Source organism: Allobosea sp. P4_E12 (assembly GCF_056401655.1).
Genome location: NZ_JBFUIY010000017.1, coordinates 62,877 through 79,636, shown reverse-complemented (window position 1 = coordinate 79,636; position 16,760 = coordinate 62,877). Strand labels below are relative to the sequence as shown.

Annotated in this window: 17 protein-coding genes; 11 read left to right on the top strand and 6 right to left on the bottom strand. The window is 65.7% G+C overall.

The features are described 5' to 3' along the window. Window positions 1-3 precede the first annotated feature (3 nt). Window positions 4-1,344, top strand: a complete 1,341-nt coding sequence (gltX, locus tag AC1DW9_RS21540; RefSeq protein WP_441493089.1) for a glutamate--tRNA ligase — start codon at window positions 4-6, stop codon at window positions 1,342-1,344. An 82-nt stretch (window positions 1,345-1,426) separates the two neighbouring features. On the opposite strand, the gene AC1DW9_RS21535 is transcribed toward gltX, so the two are convergent. The 3 genes from AC1DW9_RS21535 to AC1DW9_RS21525 all read right to left on the bottom strand — a co-directional run bounded on the left by AC1DW9_RS21535 (window position 1,427) and on the right by AC1DW9_RS21525 (window position 4,837). Further along, complete coding sequence (locus AC1DW9_RS21535) at window positions 1,427-2,746, bottom strand: MFS transporter (protein WP_441493088.1); 1,320 nt, start codon at window positions 2,744-2,746, stop codon at window positions 1,427-1,429. Between the two features lie 245 nt (window positions 2,747-2,991). Further along, window positions 2,992-4,155, bottom strand: a complete 1,164-nt coding sequence (locus AC1DW9_RS21530; protein WP_441507913.1) for a DUF2865 domain-containing protein — start codon at window positions 4,153-4,155, stop codon at window positions 2,992-2,994. Window positions 4,156-4,336: 181 nt separating this feature from the next. Next, complete coding sequence (locus AC1DW9_RS21525) at window positions 4,337-4,837, bottom strand: MarR family winged helix-turn-helix transcriptional regulator (protein ID WP_441507912.1); 501 nt, start codon at window positions 4,835-4,837, stop codon at window positions 4,337-4,339. 105 nt (window positions 4,838-4,942) lie between these two features. On the opposite strand from AC1DW9_RS21525, the gene hmgA reads away from it, so the two are divergent. Together hmgA and AC1DW9_RS21515 are read left to right on the top strand one after the other, a co-directional pair. After that, on the top strand, window positions 4,943-6,301 hold the full coding sequence (gene hmgA, locus AC1DW9_RS21520; protein WP_441507911.1) for a homogentisate 1,2-dioxygenase: 1,359 nt from the start codon (window positions 4,943-4,945) through the stop codon (window positions 6,299-6,301). A gap of 35 nt (window positions 6,302-6,336) precedes the next feature. Further along, window positions 6,337-7,314: a CHAD domain-containing protein gene (locus AC1DW9_RS21515; protein WP_476768786.1), complete on the top strand. Its 978-nt coding sequence runs from the start codon at window positions 6,337-6,339 to the stop codon at window positions 7,312-7,314. A gap of 31 nt (window positions 7,315-7,345) precedes the next feature. On the opposite strand, the gene AC1DW9_RS21510 is transcribed toward AC1DW9_RS21515, so the two are convergent. Further along, on the bottom strand, window positions 7,346-8,431 hold the full coding sequence (locus AC1DW9_RS21510) for a TRAP transporter substrate-binding protein (RefSeq protein ID WP_441493083.1): 1,086 nt from the start codon (window positions 8,429-8,431) through the stop codon (window positions 7,346-7,348). A 62-nt stretch (window positions 8,432-8,493) separates the two neighbouring features. On the opposite strand from AC1DW9_RS21510, the gene AC1DW9_RS21505 reads away from it, so the two are divergent. The 6 genes from AC1DW9_RS21505 to AC1DW9_RS21480 all read left to right on the top strand — a co-directional run bounded on the left by AC1DW9_RS21505 (window position 8,494) and on the right by AC1DW9_RS21480 (window position 13,372). Then, the gene (locus AC1DW9_RS21505) at window positions 8,494-9,507 is read left to right on the top strand and encodes a fumarylacetoacetate hydrolase family protein (RefSeq protein ID WP_441507909.1); all 1,014 of its coding nucleotides are present in this window, start codon (window positions 8,494-8,496) and stop codon (window positions 9,505-9,507) included. Beyond that, a complete protein-coding gene (locus AC1DW9_RS21500) occupies window positions 9,497-10,459 on the top strand; it encodes an MBL fold metallo-hydrolase (protein ID WP_441507908.1) in 963 nt (320 codons plus the stop codon). The genes AC1DW9_RS21505 and AC1DW9_RS21500 overlap by 11 nt, the downstream gene beginning before the upstream one ends. Before the next feature lie 4 nt (window positions 10,460-10,463). Next, window positions 10,464-10,934 carry a DinB family protein gene (locus AC1DW9_RS21495; RefSeq protein ID WP_476775664.1) on the top strand — a complete coding sequence of 157 codons (471 nt, stop codon included), beginning with the start codon at window positions 10,464-10,466 and terminating at the stop codon, window positions 10,932-10,934. Window positions 10,935-11,012: 78 nt separating this feature from the next. Then, complete coding sequence (locus tag AC1DW9_RS21490; RefSeq protein ID WP_441507907.1) at window positions 11,013-12,611, top strand: FAD-dependent oxidoreductase; 1,599 nt, start codon at window positions 11,013-11,015, stop codon at window positions 12,609-12,611. Then, the gene (locus AC1DW9_RS21485) at window positions 12,608-12,805 is read left to right on the top strand and encodes a DUF2783 domain-containing protein (protein WP_441507906.1); all 198 of its coding nucleotides are present in this window, start codon (window positions 12,608-12,610) and stop codon (window positions 12,803-12,805) included. Before AC1DW9_RS21490 ends, AC1DW9_RS21485 begins: the two co-directional genes overlap by 4 nt. 33 nt (window positions 12,806-12,838) lie before the next feature. Beyond that, window positions 12,839-13,372: a hypothetical protein gene (locus AC1DW9_RS21480; protein WP_441493077.1), complete on the top strand. Its 534-nt coding sequence runs from the start codon at window positions 12,839-12,841 to the stop codon at window positions 13,370-13,372. Here the strand turns inward: AC1DW9_RS21480 and AC1DW9_RS21475 are convergent. Continuing rightward, a complete protein-coding gene (locus AC1DW9_RS21475; protein WP_476768790.1) occupies window positions 13,353-13,958 on the bottom strand; it encodes a GNAT family N-acetyltransferase in 606 nt (201 codons plus the stop codon). The two genes, AC1DW9_RS21480 and AC1DW9_RS21475, sit on opposite strands and share 20 nt — an antisense overlap. Before the next feature lie 75 nt (window positions 13,959-14,033). On the opposite strand from AC1DW9_RS21475, the gene AC1DW9_RS21470 reads away from it, so the two are divergent. Then, complete coding sequence (locus AC1DW9_RS21470) at window positions 14,034-14,561, top strand: CreA family protein (protein ID WP_441493075.1); 528 nt, start codon at window positions 14,034-14,036, stop codon at window positions 14,559-14,561. Window positions 14,562-14,570: 9 nt separating this feature from the next. On the opposite strand, the gene AC1DW9_RS21465 is transcribed toward AC1DW9_RS21470, so the two are convergent. After that, a complete protein-coding gene (locus AC1DW9_RS21465; protein WP_113512928.1) occupies window positions 14,571-14,903 on the bottom strand; it encodes a hypothetical protein in 333 nt (110 codons plus the stop codon). A gap of 314 nt (window positions 14,904-15,217) precedes the next feature. Here AC1DW9_RS21465 and cysS point away from each other — a divergent pair, with 314 nt between their 5' ends. Beyond that, window positions 15,218-16,747 (top strand): cysteine--tRNA ligase, encoded by a 1,530-nt coding sequence (cysS, locus tag AC1DW9_RS21460; RefSeq protein WP_441507904.1) that lies wholly within the window; start codon window positions 15,218-15,220, stop codon window positions 16,745-16,747. Window positions 16,748-16,760: the final 13 nt, after the last annotated feature.

Sequence of the window (16,760 nt, the reverse complement as noted above, 5' to 3'; positions counted from 1 at the left end):
GTCATGACAACGCCACTCGTTCGCTTCGCGCCGTCGCCGACCGGCTATCTCCATATCGGCAATGCCCGTCCGGCGCTGTTCAACTGGCTCTATGCCCGCCGCAATGGCGGGCGTTTCCTGCTGCGCTACGACGATACCGATCTTGCGCGCTCGAAGCCCGAATTCGCGGATGCGATTTCAGGGGATCTCGGCTGGCTCGGCATCGAGCCCGATCTCGTCATTCGCCAGTCGGAGCGGCTCCCGATCTATGATGCGGCAGCCGACAGGCTGCGTGCTGCCGGGCGGCTTTACCCCTGCTTCGAGACCGCCGACGAACTGGATCGCCGCCGCAAGCGCCAGCTCGCTCGCGGCCTGCCGCCGATCTACGACCGCGCTGCGCTGAAGCTCACGGCCGAGCAGCGGGCGGCGCTTGAGGCGGAAGGACGCAAGCCGCATTGGCGCTTCCTGCTCGAGGCCCGTGAGGTCGCCTGGGACGATCTCGTGCGCGGCGCATCGCATGTCGACTGCGCCTCGCTCTCCGATCCGGTGCTGGTGCGCGAGGATGGCAGCTATCTCTACACGCTGCCTTCGGTCGTCGACGATATCGAGACCGGCGTCACCCATGTCATTCGCGGCGAGGACCATGTCACCAACACGGCGGTCCAGATCCAGATCTTCGAGGCGCTGGGCGCTGGCCTTCCGGCATTCGGCCACCACAACCTGCTGACCACGGCGAGTGGGGAGGGGCTGTCGAAGCGGCTCGGCCATCTCTCGCTGCGCGGCCTGCGCGAGTCCGGGGTGGAGGCGCTCGCCGTCGCGGCATTGGCCGTCCTGGTCGGCTCCTCCGACGCCGTCAGGCCGGTCGCGAGCCTGGATGAGCTCGCGGATCTCGTCGACCTCGCCCATGTCTCGCGCGCACCGGCCAAGTTCGATGAGCATGAGCTTGAAGCCCTGAGCGCGCGCACGCTGCATCAGCTGCCGTTCGACGCGGTGTCGCACCGGTTGCAGGAGCTTGGGATCGCGGCCGGCGAGCCCTTCTGGCTGGCGGTGCGCGGCAATCTCGCGAAGCTTGCCGAGGTGCAGGCCTGGTGGCAGGTCGTTCGCGGCCCGATCACGCCCGTGATCACCGATGCCGGCTTTGCGGCGAGCGCAGCCGCACTGCTCCCGGCCGAGCCCTTCGATATGACAACCTGGAAGAGCTGGACACAGGCCGTCGGCGCGGCGACCGGCACCAAGGGCAAGGGGCTCTTCATGCCGCTTCGCCAGGCGCTGACCGGCCTCGAGCACGGGCCGGAGCTGGCTGCACTGCTGCCGCTCATCGGCCGTGACAAAGCGCTGAAGCGGCTCGGGGGCGAGGCGGCCTGAAGGCTTCGCATCGTCCCGGATCAGCGCGGCTTGCGCTACGTGTCCGGGACGACATCGGTCCAGCGGGCAATGGCGCCGTGGATCACTCGTGCCGGTGCATCGCCGATTCATGTTTGGTGTCGCGCATGGTCGCGTAGACCAGCAGCGACAGGAAGATCACGCCCGCCAGGTAGTAGAAGAACCACTGCTCGTGGCCCTGCTGCTTGAAGAACAGCGCGATCGCAGGCGCCGTGCCGCCAAAGATCGAGACCGTCACGGCGTAGGGCACGGCGATGCCTGTGGCGCGGATCGCGGTCGGGAACAATTCGGCCTTCACCACGGCGTTGATCGAGGTATAGCCGGCGACGAAGATCCAGGCTCCGGAGATCAGCAGGAACGCCATCCAGGGCGACTTGGTCTGGGACAGCATCGTCAGGATCGGCACCGTCAGCAGCGAGCCGGCAACGCCGAAGAAGATCAGCAGCGGCTTGCGGCCGATCCTGTCCGAGATGGCGCCATAGATCGGCTGCAGGATCGAGGCGAAGATCAGCGAACCGGCGATGACATAGGTCGTCGTGATGTCGGACAGGCCGACGGTCTGCTTCACGAAGGTCTGCATATAGGTGGTGAAGGTATAGAAGGCCGCGGTGCCGCCGGCCGTCAGGCCGACCACGATCGCAACCTCGCGCGGGTATTTCAGCAGCCCGCGCAGCGAGCTTTCGCGCTTCTTCGTCTTGCTGGCTTCGACGAAGGATTCCGTCTCATGCATGTGGCGGCGCATGAACATCGCGGTGATCGCGAGCAGGGCTCCGATCACGAAAGGAATGCGCCAGCCCCAGGCGACGAGCTGTTCATGGGTCAGGAACACGTTCTGGAGCAGCAGCAGTACCACGATGGCGGTCAGCTGGCCGCCGATCAGCGTGACGTACTGAAAGCTCGAATAGAACCCGCGATGGTTCGGGTCGGCGATCTCGGTGAGATAGGTCGCGCTTGCCCCGTACTCGCCGCCGAGGCTCAGGCCTTCGATGATCCGCGCGAGAGCGAGCAGCGCGGGCGCTGCAAATCCGATTGTCGCATAGGTCGGCGTCAGCGCGATGATCAGCGAGCCGAAACACATCATCAGCACCGAGATCGTCAGCGAAAGCCGGCGGCCATAGCGGTCGGCGATGTGACCGAACAGCCATCCGCCGATCGGGCGGACGATGAAGCCGGCGGCAAACAGCGTCGCGGCGTTGAGCTGCTGGACGACCGGATCGTGCGACGGGAAAAAATGCGGCGCGAAATAGAGTGCGAAGGCCGTGTAGGCGTAGAAATCATACCATTCGACGAGATTGCCGACCGAGCCCATGAAGATCGCCTTCAGGCGACGACGGGTATCGGCCAGATCCATTCCGGTATGCGTGTTGGCGGTTGTCTCTGACATGGGACGCCTCTGCTGGGCTCTGCCAAGGAGGCCGTCAGAGTAGGATTGCGCGCTGGAAGAGCAATCCTGACGAAATCTGGCGCGTATCCAGGCCGGCCGGGGTGGTCTTGCCTGTATATGCGCCTGTCGGCGTCATGCGTCCAGCGCTTGATCTGCGGGGTATTTAAGCGCCGCTCTCCGCTCTGGCGCATGACGCAGCCTTCGCCGCCGACGCACGAGGCGCCGTTGCGGCGGCGCTGCCGGCGTCAGGGCCGCGCGACTGCGGGGCCCAGATTGGGTGCGAGGTTGGGCGCAACGATCCTGACCGTGCGCCGCTCGCCGGTGACGCTGCGGCTTTCCTTCTTCACGCCGTCGCCTTGCTGCACGACCTTCTCGGGCTCGACGCTCTGCGGACCCATGCCGGCCGACTCCGTGCCCGAAGTCGGCGAATTCTCGGACGGCATCGGCTTGTCGTCGGCATCAGACAGGATCGGCTGTTGTTGAGCCGGCGCGGGTGTCGCGGTCCTGCGCTTGGGATCGGGCTTGGGCCGCGACAGCTCGGCTGCGCGCTGTTCGGTGACGATGACGTCGCCCTTGCGCTTGTCGAGAAGCTCCTCGGCATTGCGCAGCGCCTGGGACCAGCTTTGGCCCGGCGCCCGGCAGGTGCAGGCGGAATCGAAGCTTCGAATGTATTTTCCGGCGTTCGCCAGCGACGAATAGGGCGTCCCGCTAGCACGGGCGACAGCATTCTGAATGTCGCCGCCGGTGCTCATGCCGAAGGCCAGCGTCTCCGTCCCCGGGCAGAGCGCCTGGCACATTTCATCCTGGCCGTCGCGGCCGCCGGGGCTGTTGGCGAGCGGGAAGAAATAGCCGTCGCAGGTCCGGACGCAGACCGTATTGGGGCCGCCCTGGCGGGGCTTCTCCGAATCGAGCGGCTGCATGTCCGGATCGAGTTCGGGCATGGTCGAATCGATCTCACCGCGGCGAGGCTCGATGCCGAAGATCGTCTCGAAGAAGCCGCGCTGCTGCCCGCCCCCCCGGCAATTGGTCTCGATCGCTGCGGCGAGCTGCATGCGGCGCTGCTCGGCAGCTCCGCCCTGTGCCTGGCGCTGGAGTGCCGTGTACTGGGACTGCAATTGGTTGATCTGTGCCTGCAGGCCGCCGCATTGCGGGGGCGCCTGCGCACCGAAGAAGAGGAATCCGCCACGTTCGCAGCCCATCGCGCGGAACTGGCTGACGCTTTGCGAGAGCTGGGCGCCGACGCGCTGCGCCTGCTGCGCGGCGCGCGGATCGCCGCCGCGCTGGCCCTGCAGGCTCGCGAGTTCGCTGCGCCAGGCATTGCACGCGGGCGACTGCGCCAGCGCCGCTCCACCCATCGCCGAGAAGGCCAGCAGCATCGCGCCGAGGCGCCGGGTTAGTCGTAGTCTCATCGCCGGTCGGGCCATATTACCTGCTTGTTCGATCCGCCCCGGAAACCGGGCAATCGCTTTGCGGGAGTTTCACCTGCCAAACGCGACGGAACTAAGGACGGGTCCTGCGATGGCGCGGCGCGGATTCGGGCGGACGGCCATGGCGAGGCCCGGCATGCCATATTTGGCGGCAAGCGGCAATTCAGCCTTCGCTTTCGTGATAGCCGCCGGCGAGATGGCGGCCCCGTTCGGTGAGAATCGAAAGCACGCGTTCGAACACGCGCAGCTCCTCTGCCGGAAGTCCCTCGGTCCAGCGCGCCTGGAAGGCGAGCGCCAGGGGCACGATCTCGGCATAGGTTCGGGAGCCGCGGGGGGTAAGGCTGATGAAGGCCTCGCGCCGGTCCTCGCGATTCTCGCTGCGCGACGTCAGGCCGCGCTTCTCGAGCTCGCTGACGGCGCGCGAAACCTTGGTCTTGTGCATCTGGGACAGCTCGCCGATGTCGCGCGAAGTCAGCTTTCCGAATTCGCCGAGCTGCGCGATCACACGCCATTCGGGAATGCCTATGCCGAAGCGCTCGCTATAGATTCGTCCGAGCGCGCGGCTGGCGAAATGGCCGACGACGTTCAGCCGATAGGGCAGGAACTGCTCCAGCCGCAAGGTCGTTTCGTCGCCGGGTGGGGGAGGCTCGGGCTGCGTTGACATTAGTTTCATCTGTAACTAGCTGAGGTCGGGGCGGGACGCCCGCTCCGATCTTTCCGGAACCTGCGTTCTTGTCAAAGCGGTCCGGCAGCGGAAGGGGAAATGCTCATGAATGTCCAGGCACAGATTCATACAGCCCCGCTGCGCCAGGCCGCGACCGGCACGCGCTACATGTCGGGATTCGGCAATAGTTTCGAGACCGAGGCGCTGCCCGGCGCCTTGCCGGTCGGCCGCAATTCGCCGCAGAGGCCCGCCTATGGCCTCTATGCCGAGCAGCTATCCGGCTCGCCCTTCACCGCGCCGCGCTCCTCGAACGAGCGGTCCTGGCTCTACCGCATCCGGCCCAGCGTCAAGCATGGCGGGCGCTGGAAGAAGGTCGACAAGGGGCTGATCCGCAGTGCGCCCTGCCGCGACGAGGCCGAGCTGCCGATCGGACAGCTGCGCTGGAGCCCGATTCCGATGCCATCGGAGTCGCTGACCTTCCTCACCGGGCTGCGCACGCTGACGACCGCTGGCGATGCCGAGACCCAGGCCGGCATGGCCGCCCATATGGTTTTCGTCACGGCCTCGATGGAACGCGAATACGTCTTCTGCGCCGATGGCGAATTGCTCATCGTGGCGCAGGAGGGGGCGTTGCGCTTCTGCACCGAATTCGGCGTGATCGAGATCGAGCCCGGCGAGATCTGCATCATTCCGCGCGGCGTCGTCTTCCGCTGCGAGCTGATGGGCGGACCGGCCCGCGCCTATGTCTGCGAAAACTATGGCGGCTCCTTCACCTTGCCGGATCGCGGCCCGATCGGCGCGAATTGCCTGGCCAATCCGCGCGATTTCCTGACTCCCATCGCGGCCTATGAAGACGATGAGACGCCGTCGACGCTCTATGCGAAATGGGGCGGGGAACTCTTCTCCACGCCGATCGGCCAGTCGCCGCTCGATGTCGTGGCCTGGCACGGCAATTACGCGCCCTACAAATACGACCTGCGCCATTATTCGCCGGTCGGGGCGATCTCCTTCGACCATCCCGACCCGTCGATCTTCACGGTCCTGACCGCGCCCTCGGAGACACCCGGCACTGCGAATATCGACTTCGTGATCTTCCCCGAGCGCTGGCTGGTCGCGGAGAACACGTTCCGCCCGCCCTGGTATCATCGCAATATCATGTCCGAGTTCATGGGGCTGATCTACGGCGTCTATGACGCCAAGCCGGAGGGCTTCACGCCTGGCGGCTTCAGCCTCCACAACATGATGCTGCCGCATGGCCCGGACGCGCAGGCGTTCGAACATGCAAGCACGGTCGAGCTCAAGCCCGTGAAGCTGACCGGGACCATGGCCTTCATGTTCGAGACCCGCTTCCCCCAGCGCGTCACCGGCTACGCCGCGAGCCTGCCCGCCCGGCAGCCGGACTACAGCGCCTGCTGGGAGGGCCTGAAGAAGCGTTTCGATCCGACGAGGCGCGAGGCCTGGTAGCGTTCCGATCCTTGCAAGGCACTTGCGGAGCCCGAATGCTTGTCGCTCAATGCGCTCCCGAACTTCGCAAGGAGCGCGCCTTGGCGATACCCGCGAAAGCACCGGTTCGGCTGAGCGGCGGCAGGAGCCCGCGCGCCCGGACGTCGCGCAATGCGGTGCCCAGCGGTCCGGCATTGATGCGGCTCTGGGCCCAGCACTGGCTCGCAGTTTGTCGCGAGATGCCGTTGCAGGGGCGGCGGTTACTCGACCGCCTGGAGAGCGACCCCGCCAAGGGTGTTCATGATTTCCGCCGACTGATGAAGGCGTGGCGTTCCCTGCTGAAGCTCTCGCCGGCTGCACTGGAGGAGGAGACGGCGCTGCTCCGGGCCGGCATCAAGCGCCTGCGCCAGACCTTCACCGCGACCCGCGAAGCTGCGGTCGTCGCGCGGACCTTGCAGGAGCTGCTGCCCAGCGAACGCGGCAAGCTGGTCGAGCCTCCGCCTGACCCGATGCCGCTGCCGGAAACCGTTGCGGCGATGCAAACGGAGCTCGACCGTCTCGCTGCCAGGATGGAGGAGTGGTCGGTGGCTGGCGAGCGCGGGGGCTTCCTGCTCGCCGGGTTCCGGCGCAGCTACCGCAAGGCCAGACGCGCGGCGCGCCGTGATCCGCGCCGGATGAGCCTGAAGCGCCTGCACGCCTGGCGCACCCGCATCATCGATCTCGGCTATCAGCTCAGCTTCTTCCAGCCTGCCGATCCCGGTCACTACAAGGAGCAGATCGAGGCGGTCGAGCGTTTGCGCACACATCTCGGTGCGGTCGTCGATCTTGATTTGACAGAGCGGCAACTGGCGGAAACCGCCACGACCAGATCCCTGAGGAACGTCAGGAAGAAACTCCGCCGGCGCGCCGGCAAGCAGCGTGGCAAGGCGGCGGGGATGGTCGAGCCCGTGCTCGACACGCGCCCGAAAGCGGTCTGCGCCCACCTGGCCGAGGCGATGGTGGCGCATGCGCCGCGCCGGATCAAACTTGTCTGACCCGGCGCCATCTATTGGTCCCGGTGGCGCCTCAGCGCGACCGCAGACGGTTCATGAACGAGTCGTACGACAGCTCTGCCACCTGCCACCAGAGCAGGTTCTCGCCGCGGAAAGCGACCATCGAGTCGTAGCCCTTCTTGAACAACTCACTCTTGGCGGAGGTCTCGGCGTAGTACTCGTCCGCCGCCTTGAGAGCCGCTTCCATGATCGGCATCGGGAAGGCCTTGAGCTGTGCGCCCTGCTGGACCAGCCGGCGCAGGCCACCCGGGTTCACCGCATCGTACTTGGCCAGCATCCAGTTATTGGCAGCCTCGCAGGCGTGATGGACGATCGCCTGGTAGTGCTTCGGCAGCTTGTTCCAGGCCTCCTGGCCAACGACGAGATGCAGCATGGCGCCGCCCTCCCACCAGCCGGGATAGTAGTAGTATTTGGCGACGCGCACGAAGCCGAGCTTCTCGTCATCATAGGGGCCGACGAATTCTGCGGCGTCGATCGTGCCGCGCTCCAGCGCCGGGTAGACGTCGCCGCCTGCGATCTGCGTGGGCACCACGCCGAGCTTGGCCAGCACGGCCCCGCCCATGCCGCCGATACGGAACTTCAGGCCCTTGAGATCATCGAGCGAGGTCAGTTCCTTGCGGAAGAAGCCGCCCATCTGGCAGCCGGAATTGCCGCAGGGGATCGAATAGGCATTGAATTTGGCCAGCGCCGAATTGATGATCTCCTCGCCGCCGCCGAAGAACCACCAGGAATGCTGCTGACGCGCGTTGAGTCCGAACGGGATGCCGGTGCCGAGCCCGAGTGCCGGCTCCTTGCCGATATAGAAATAGGTCGGCGTATGCGCGCATTCGACCGTGCCGGAGGTGACCGCGTCGAGGGCCTGCAGGCCCGGCACTATCTCGCCGGCGGAGAAGGTCTGGACCTGGAATTTGCCGTCGGTCGCGTCCGACATGTATTTCGCGAACTGCTGGGCCGTGCCGTAGATCGTGTCGAGCGCCTTCGGGAAGCTCGAGGTCAGGCGCCACTTCACCTCAGGTTGCGACTGCGCGATCGCCGGCATCGCGACCGGCGTCGCAGCCGCTGCCAGCGCACCGGTTTTCAAAAAGTCGCGGCGTTTCATAAGCTGAACTCCCAGAGGTTTGTTGCGCGCAATCTCGCGTGTTCGTCACGGATTGGAAAGAGATGAAACTCGCTTCCCTCATGCACGGTCGTGATGGCCGCCTTGTCGTGGTTTCCAAAGACCTGACGCGCGCCACGGACGCTTTTCCCGTGGTCGCGACCATGCAGGCCGCGCTCGACGACTGGGGGCGCCATGCGCCGCGCCTGGCCGATCTAGCAGAAGGATTGGAGCATGGCTCCGTCCCATCCTTCCGTTTCCACGAGCATGATTGCGCAGCCCCCTTGCCACGCGCCTATCAATGGCTCGACGGCTCGGCCTATGTGAACCATGTCGCGCTCGTCAGGAAGGCGAGGGGCGCGGAGATGCCCGAGAGTTTCTGGAGCGACCCTCTGATGTATCAGGGCGGATCCGACGCCCTGCTGGGGCCGCGCCAGCCGATCCGGACCCGCAACGAGGAGGACGGCATCGATTTCGAGGCCGAGATCGCCGTCATCACCGGCGACGTGCCGATGGGGGTCTCTGCGGAAGCGGCGCATGGCCATGTCCGCCTCGTGATGCTCGTCAATGACGTCAGCCTGCGCAACCTGATTCCGGACGAACTGGCGAAGGGCTTTGGCTTTCTCCAGTCGAAGCCGCCGACGGCCTTCTCGCCGGTGGCCGCGACACCGGATGAACTGGGCGAGGCATGGCAGGGCGGAAAGCTGCATCTGCCGTTGCTGTCGCTGCTCAACGGCCAGCCCTTCGGACAGCCGAATGCCGGCATCGACATGACCTTCGATTTCGGCACGCTGATCGCTCATGCCGCGCGAACGCGCCCGCTTTCGGCCGGAACGATCATCGGCTCCGGCACGGTCTCGAACCGCGACGACGAAGGTGGCCCGGGGCGCCCGATCGCGCTGGGAGGCGTCGGCTACGCCTGTATCGCCGAGCAGCGCATGGTCGAGATCATCAAGTCGGGCACCGCGGCAACGCCTTTCCTGCGCTTCGGCGATACGGTTCGTATCGAGATGAAGGACGGGGATGGTTCTTCCATTTTCGGTGCGATCGAACAGGACGTGCTGCCCCATGTCGACTGACAAGCCCGCCTTCGCCTCCAGTGCCGATCTCGGTGAGAAGACCGTTTCCTTCGATGAGATCGGCCGGGGCATCTACGCCTATACCGCCGAGGGCGACCCCAATACCGGGGTCGTCGTCGGTGACGAGAGCGTGCTCGTCTTCGATGCGCAGGCGACGCCGAAGATGGCGGAAACCGTGATCGAACGCGTCCGCAGGATCACCGACAAGCCGATCAGCCATGTCGTGCTCTCGCATTACCACGCGGTCCGCGTGCTGGGAGCGCCAGCCTACAGCGCCCGCGAGATCGTCGCCTCCGATGTCGCCCGCGAGATGATCGTGGAACGCGGCGAGCAGGACAAGGCGAGCGAGATCGGCCGGTTTCCGCGGCTCTTCCAGGGCGCGGATTCGATCCGCCCGGGCCTGACCTGGCCGACCATGACCTTTTCCGACACCGCCTCGATCTGGCTGGGCAAGCGCGAGGTCAGGCTGATGAAGCTCGGGCGCGGTCATACCGCAGGCGACATCGTCGCCTGGATTCCCGATGCCGAGGTCTCCTTCGCGGGGGATCTCGTCGAATATGGTGCGACGCCCTATTGCGGCGATGCCCATTTCGAGGACTGGCCGACGACGCTCGACCATTTGTCGGCCCTCGGCTCGGTCGCGATGGTGCCTGGCCGGGGCGCTGCGCTGACCGATGCGGCGATGGTCGCCGATGGCATCAGCGGCACGCGCGCCTTTCTCAGCGACCTCTATGACGCCGTGAAGCAGAACGCCGGCGCGGGCCGCTCGCTCCGCGAGACCTTCGAGCGTGTCCATGCCGTTTTGAAGCCAGGCTATGGCGACTGGGTGATCTTCGAGCATTGCCTGCCCTTCAATGTTTCGCGTGCCTATGACGAGGCCAACGGGCTCGATCATCCCCGCATCTGGACCGACGAGCGCGATCGCCAGATGTGGCTCGACCTGCGAGGGTAGGGCGGTGTCGCTCGTCGCCTATCTGCGCAAGGCGGCCCGCAACAATGGCTGGGCCAATGACCGGCTGCTGCGCGCCTGCGCCGAACTGGACGACGAGGCATTCAGGGCCACGCGAACGAGCTTCTTCCCCTCGCTCCACGAGACCTTGAACCACAATCTCTCGGTCGATCAGTTCTATCTCGACGCCCTGGAGCAGGGCGGGCGCGGGCTCGCCGTCTTCGATACCTTCCGGCCGCTCGACGCGGCCGCGCTCCTCATCGTGCAGGGGCAGACCGATCGCCGCCTGATCGCCTTCTGCGATGCGTTGAGCGAGGCAGAGCTGGCACGGCAGGTCGAGACCGATCGCGGCGATGACGGCAAGGTGCCCGAGCGGATCGACGATCTGCTCGCGCATCTCTTCCAGCATCAGATCCATCATCGCGGCCAGGCCCACCATGCTCGCCGGCACGACGGTCGCGCCGCCGCAGCTCGATGAGTATTTCCTCGCTTTCGATGCCGGCCGGCGTGCCTCGGATCTGCGGGGGCTCGGGATCGAGGGGCCGGAGGCGATCGGATGACGACGGAGCTGCGCCGTTTCGCCTATCGCCGCAGCCCTGACCAGGATGCACGCGAACCGGCCCATCATCCGGTTGTCATCATTGGCGCCGGCCCGGTCGGGCTGACGCTCGCGCTCGATCTGGCGCGCCGTGCCGTTCCCGTCGTGCTGATCGATGATTCCGATCGCATCGGCGAGGGCTCGCGCGCGATCTGTTTTGCCAAGCGTACGCTCGAGATCTTCGACAGGCTCGGCCTCGCGGAAGGCATGGTCGCGAAAGGCGTCACCTGGCAGCGGGGCAGGGTCTTTCGCGGGCAGGAGCAGCTCTATGAGTTCGATCTATTGCCCGAGCCTGGCCACAAGCAGCCGGCCTTCATCAACCTGCAGCAATATTACGTCGAAGCGGCGTTGGCCGACGCTGCGGCTGCGGAGGCGCTGATCGATCTGCGCTGGTCGAACCGTCTCACCGGCATCCAGCCTCGTAGCGACGGCGCGCTCCTGACCATCGCGACGCCGGATGGGCCCTACCAGTTCGATGCCGGCTGGGTGGTCGCCTGCGACGGAGCGCGATCGCCGACGCGCGCGCTGCTTGGCCTGGAGTTTCGCGGTGAGGCCTTCGAGGACAAGTTCCTCATCGCAGACGTGAAGATGCGGGCGGAATTCCCCACCGAGCGTTGGTTCTGGTTCGCGCCGCCCTTCCATTCCGGACAGTCGGCCCTGCTGCACAAGCAGCCGGACGATGTCTGGCGCATCGATCTGCAACTCGATCGCGACGCCGACCCCGAGCATGAACGACAGCCCGAGATCGTGCGGCCGCGCATCCGGCAGATGCTCGGCCATGACGATTTCGCGCTGGAATGGGTCTCGGTCTACCGCTTCCAGTGCCGCAGGCTCGCGCGCTTCGTTCATGGTCTGGTGGTCTTCGCCGGCGATGCGGCGCATCAGGTCTCGCCCTTCGGCGCGCGCGGCGCCAATTCCGGCATCCAGGATGCCGACAATCTCGGCTGGAAACTGGCATTGGTCGTGAAAGGGCAGAGTCCCGCTTCTCTGATCGACAGCTATGACAGGGAGCGTGTCGAAGCAGCGCAGGAGAATATCCTGCATTCGACCCGCGCCACGGATTTCATCGCGCCGCGCTCGCCAGGCGAGCGGGTCTTGCGCGATGCGGCCCTTGCCCTGGCCGGCAAGGCCGGCTTCGCCCGGGGCTTCGTCAATTCCGGGCGTCTCTCGCAGCCGACGACCTATCTGGCGTCGCCGCTTTCGACGCCTGGCCCGGATTGGCAGGGGGGGCTCGCGGCGGGCACCTCCTTCCACGACGCTGCGCTGCCATCCACAGCCGGCGGGCGGCGCTGGCTGAGCGAGACGCTGGCCGAGGGCCGGCCGGTCATCATCGCCTGCGGGGTGGCGGCCGAGGGCATGACGCCTGCCGCCGCCTTGTGGGTCGACGTTCCCGCCAGAGATGGGGGAGACGAGCCCCTGGCGCGACGTTACGGATTGACGCCGGGCGATGCCGTCGTGCTGCGTCCTGACGGCCATGTCGCGGCGCGGTTTCGCCAGGCGACACCTGTGCAACTGGCGGCCGCGATCGAGAGGCTGGAAGGGCGCGCCGCAGCATGAGCAGCGAACTTGTCACGGAACCGAATCTCTCCGATCCCGACGCGGCGTTCCGGATGATCGCGGAGGCGCATCGCGATCTCTCCGAGGCCGAGAGCGTGGCGCTCAATGCAAGGCTCGTCCTGATCTTCGTCAATCATATCGGTGACGTGGAGATCCTGCGTCAGGCCTTGGCGCTGGCGCGCGAGGCGCGGTAACGTCGCATTTCCTCTGCCGGAGCCTTGGCCGCGATGATCGATCCCGTTCCGCTCTATTCCAGCGCCATCCCGCTCTCGTTCTTCCTGTGGGGGCCGGCGCTGGTGATGTTGATGTTCTGGCTCACCGGGCTCTGGGCGAGCCGTCAGGGCGTGGCCCGCATGCTCGAGAGCGACTGGAACGGCTTCAACGCTGCCGATGTCGAAAAGCTCTTCGCAGCTTATGGCGAGGAACGCCGCAACCGCTACCGTCACCGGGTGCTGCCGGCCGATGTCGCCTTCGCCCTGACCTATGCGATCGTCGGCGCGATCATCGTCGCGGGCGTCGCGATGCGCGGCTATCCCTGGTGGGTGGCGGCATTATGCGGCGGCGGCTGGCTCTTCGGCGGGCTCTGCGATGTCGTCGAGAATTTTGTCATTGCCCGGCTGCTCGACAAATACCCCCGGGTCGAGGCGGGCGATGTCGCCATGGCGAGCGGCTTCACGCAGTTGAAGCTGGTGCTGTTCACGCTCGGCGTGCTCGGCGCGCTGGCCGCGGCCTATCTGGTGTTCAAGCCACTGGCGGTGTGACGACCGGTGCCGCGGCTGCGTCATGGGTGGCAAGCCAGCCGGCGCGGCCGAGGCGGAAGAAGGCGCAGAGGAAGTGCGGATCGCCCATCAGCCATGAGCACCGGTCGCTCTCGCGCTGGAAACCGAGCCTCTCCGCCAGACGAAGGGATGCCGCGTTCAACGGGTGCGTGAGGATGACCACCTCGGTTAGGTCCAATGGGCCAAAACCGTGCTGGAGCAGGCGCGAGGCCGCCTCCGTCGTATAACCCCGGCCCCAATGGCGCGTCTCGAAGCGGTAGCTCAGCTCGATCTGCGCCGTCGCCGGAGCGCCGGGGAACAGCGCGACATAGCCCAGCAACGCGCCAGGGCTTTCGCGCGGGCTGATCGACCAGTAGCCCAGCCCCCGATCGACATGGGTGAAGCTGCGCTTCGCCACGGCCTCCCTGCTCATGAAGGCGGTGCCGACTGGCGCGATGTGTCGCATCACCTCCGGATCGGAATTCATTGCAATGACATGGTCGAGATCCTCAATGGTTCTCGGCCTGAGGATGAGGCGGTCCGTCGCGAGGATCGGCTGCGTCGTCGCCGGCATCTTGCTGGTCTGCATCGGACGCCTCTGGCATTGCTTCGCCTCAGAACCCATATGCGGCGCCGGCTACGCGGAACAGTCAGGAGATCGAGAATGCGCGCCTGTGGTACCACCTCTTCACGCGCCCTGGCCCTGGCTCTGTTGGCGCTAGGGCTCGGTCTGACCGGGGCCGCACAGGCCCAGGAGGACCTGATCTTCAGGAAATCGACCGTCTGGAAGATGCTGACGCCGAACGACAAGCTCGCCGTCTATGGCGTCGACGATCCGATCGTCGAGGGTGTGGCCTGCCACTACACTATCCCCGAGAAGGGCGGCGTCTCCGGCATGTTCGGGGTGGCGGAGGAGGTCTCGGAGATCTCGCTCGCCTGTCGTCAGGTCGGTCCGATCAAGTTCAAGGAGAAGTTCGAGCAGGGCGATGTCGTCTTCCGCGAGCGCCGCTCGATGGTCTGGAAGAAGATGCAGATCGTGCGCGGCTGCGACATCAAGCGCAACGTGCTGGTCTATCTCGTCTATTCCGACAAGCTGATCGACGGGTCGCCGCAGAATTCGACATCCACCGTCCCGATCATGCCCTGGGGCGGGGTAGGCGAGGCGCCGAAATGCTCGGATTGGGTGAGGTGAGCCGCAGGCTCAGCCGCCGCAGGTGATCGAGAGCGGCTGTTCGGCCGGTTCGGTGATGACAGGCTTCGAGACCGAACCGGTGAAATCTTCGCGCGAGGCGATGCCGAAGGCTGTCGCCTTCGCAAAACCCTGGGCCTCGCACCAGGCATCGGCGACGATCTTGCCGCATTCCGAAGTCTTCGAGGACAGGCAGTCGGCGACGCCATAGCCGTCGCTCGCCGGAATCAGGAAAATGCGCTGGTCGTTGGAAGCGGCCACCGTCTTCGAGGTCGGCAGGACTGCGAGCGAGAGGCCGGCTCCGACGATTCCGAACAGGCCGATCAGGGCGATGGCGCGGCGCATTCTCGATCTTTCCTCGTGACCCGACAGGCCAAAGAACCTTCGAAGCATGAGGATGGTTCCAGTCCGTTAAATTTGAATGAATTCGGCGTCAGCTATGTTGCGGCGCAACAAACTCGGGCGCCCTCTTGACGCAAAGCCCGCGCACAGGCAATCAGTTTTTCATGACGCAGGCCGCCATCCGGATTTGCATTATTTGCCGCTAGCTTTCGCTGGCCGGCTGCTCACGTCATCGTCCTGAAACGACCCGACAGAAAGCGCCCCCGGCCAGCGGCCCGGACCACGCTTCTCGTCGCCTATTCGCCAGGACCGTTTCGATGACGCCGACTTTAAGGCTCTACAACACGCTGACGCGGACGAAAGAGACGTTCGCGCCGATCGATCCCGGCAATGTCCGCATGTATGTCTGCGGTCCGACGGTCTATGACTACGCCCATATCGGCAATGCCCGCCCGGTCATCGTCTTCGACGTGCTCTACCGGCTGCTCCGCCATCTCTATGGCCCCGAGCATGTCACCTATGCCCGCAACCTCACGGACGTCGACGACAAGATCAATGCGCGCGCCGCCCGCGACTTTCCGGGCCTGCCGCTGAACGAGGCGATTGCCCGGGTCACGCAGACGACGACGGCGCAGTTCCACAATGATGTCGATGCGCTGGGCAATCTGCGCCCCGATGCCGAGCCGCGCGCCACCGACCATATCGAGGAGATGAAGGCGATCATCGAGCGCCTCATCGCCCGTGGCATCGCCTATGTCGCCGAGGAGCATGTGCTGTTCCATGTGCCGGCTGTGGCGAGCCTGGGGAAGGCACCGAAATACGGCTCGCTCGCCCGGCGTTCGCTGGACGAGATGATGGCCGGCGCCCGTGTCGATGTCGCGCCCTACAAGCGCGATGCCATGGATTTCGTGCTGTGGAAGCCAAGCCGCGACGGCATCGACCCCGGCTGGCCTTCCCCGGCCGGCATCGCCACGCCCGGCCGCCCCGGCTGGCATATCGAGTGCTCGGCCATGTCGATGGCGAAGCTGCTCGCACCCTTCGGCGGCGGGCTCGCCTGCGATGACCCCGCCAGGAATGTCTTCGACATCCATGGCGGCGGCATCGACCTCGTCTTCCCGCATCATGAGAACGAAATCGCCCAGAGCTGCTGCGCCTTCGGCGGTGCCGATGGCGCCGGCCGCATGGCGAATATCTGGATGCATAACGGGTTCCTGCAGGTCGAAGGCGAGAAGATGTCGAAGTCTCTCGGCAACTTCGTCACCATCAACGAACTGCTGCAGACCGATGCCTTCGGCGGCCGGACATGGCCGGGCGAAGTGCTGCGCCTTGCGATGTTGAAGACGCATTATCGTCAGCCGATCGACTGGACGGTGAAGTCGCTGGAGGAGGTCGAGTCCATCATCGGTGGCTGGGAGGAAGTCCTGCGTGGCATTCCGACGGAACCGCAGGCCACTCCAAGCGACGTGGATGCCGAAATCATCGCCGCGCTGGCCGATGACCTGAACACGGCCAAGATGATGACGCGGCTTCACGGTCTCGCACGCGAAGCGAAGGCCGGCGATCCGAAGGCTGCGCGCGCATTGGCGGCAAGCGTCGATTTCCTCGGCCTGAATCGTCAGGCCTGGGGGCGGAAGGAACAGGAGTTCCTCATCCGGACGGCGACCGATGACGGCTTCGCGACGCGTGTCGACGATCTGATCCAGCGCCGGCTTGCAGCACGTCGCGCCAAGGACTTTGCCGAGTCCGATCGCATCCGCGACGAACTTGCGGCGATCGGCATCCAGCTCAAGGATGGCAAGGACCCGGCGACGGGCGAGCCCACGACAGCATGGCAGGTCAAGCGATGAACCGCGACCAAGC

Excerpts from the sequence above, each read along its gene's own strand:
- gltX (WP_441493089.1), top strand. The coding sequence starts at position 4 with ATGACAACGCCACTCGTTCGCTTCGCGCCGTCGCCGACCGGCTATCTC.
- AC1DW9_RS21535 (WP_441493088.1), bottom strand. The coding sequence starts at position 2,746 with ATGTCAGAGACAACCGCCAACACGCATACCGGAATGGATCTGGCCGAT.
- AC1DW9_RS21530 (WP_441507913.1), bottom strand. The coding sequence starts at position 4,155 with ATGAGACTACGACTAACCCGGCGCCTCGGCGCGATGCTGCTGGCCTTC.
- AC1DW9_RS21525 (WP_441507912.1), bottom strand. The coding sequence starts at position 4,837 with ATGTCAACGCAGCCCGAGCCTCCCCCACCCGGCGACGAAACGACCTTG.
- hmgA (WP_441507911.1), top strand. The coding sequence starts at position 4,943 with ATGAATGTCCAGGCACAGATTCATACAGCCCCGCTGCGCCAGGCCGCG.
- AC1DW9_RS21515 (WP_476768786.1), top strand. The coding sequence starts at position 6,337 with ATGCTTGTCGCTCAATGCGCTCCCGAACTTCGCAAGGAGCGCGCCTTG.
- AC1DW9_RS21510 (WP_441493083.1), bottom strand. The coding sequence starts at position 8,431 with ATGAAACGCCGCGACTTTTTGAAAACCGGTGCGCTGGCAGCGGCTGCG.
- AC1DW9_RS21505 (WP_441507909.1), top strand. The coding sequence starts at position 8,494 with ATGAAACTCGCTTCCCTCATGCACGGTCGTGATGGCCGCCTTGTCGTG.
- AC1DW9_RS21500 (WP_441507908.1), top strand. The coding sequence starts at position 9,497 with ATGTCGACTGACAAGCCCGCCTTCGCCTCCAGTGCCGATCTCGGTGAG.
- AC1DW9_RS21490 (WP_441507907.1), top strand. The coding sequence starts at position 11,013 with ATGACGACGGAGCTGCGCCGTTTCGCCTATCGCCGCAGCCCTGACCAG.
- AC1DW9_RS21485 (WP_441507906.1), top strand. The coding sequence starts at position 12,608 with ATGAGCAGCGAACTTGTCACGGAACCGAATCTCTCCGATCCCGACGCG.
- AC1DW9_RS21480 (WP_441493077.1), top strand. The coding sequence starts at position 12,839 with ATGATCGATCCCGTTCCGCTCTATTCCAGCGCCATCCCGCTCTCGTTC.
- AC1DW9_RS21475 (WP_476768790.1), bottom strand. The coding sequence starts at position 13,958 with ATGCAGACCAGCAAGATGCCGGCGACGACGCAGCCGATCCTCGCGACG.
- AC1DW9_RS21470 (WP_441493075.1), top strand. The coding sequence starts at position 14,034 with ATGCGCGCCTGTGGTACCACCTCTTCACGCGCCCTGGCCCTGGCTCTG.
- AC1DW9_RS21465 (WP_113512928.1), bottom strand. The coding sequence starts at position 14,903 with ATGCGCCGCGCCATCGCCCTGATCGGCCTGTTCGGAATCGTCGGAGCC.
- cysS (WP_441507904.1), top strand. The coding sequence starts at position 15,218 with ATGACGCCGACTTTAAGGCTCTACAACACGCTGACGCGGACGAAAGAG.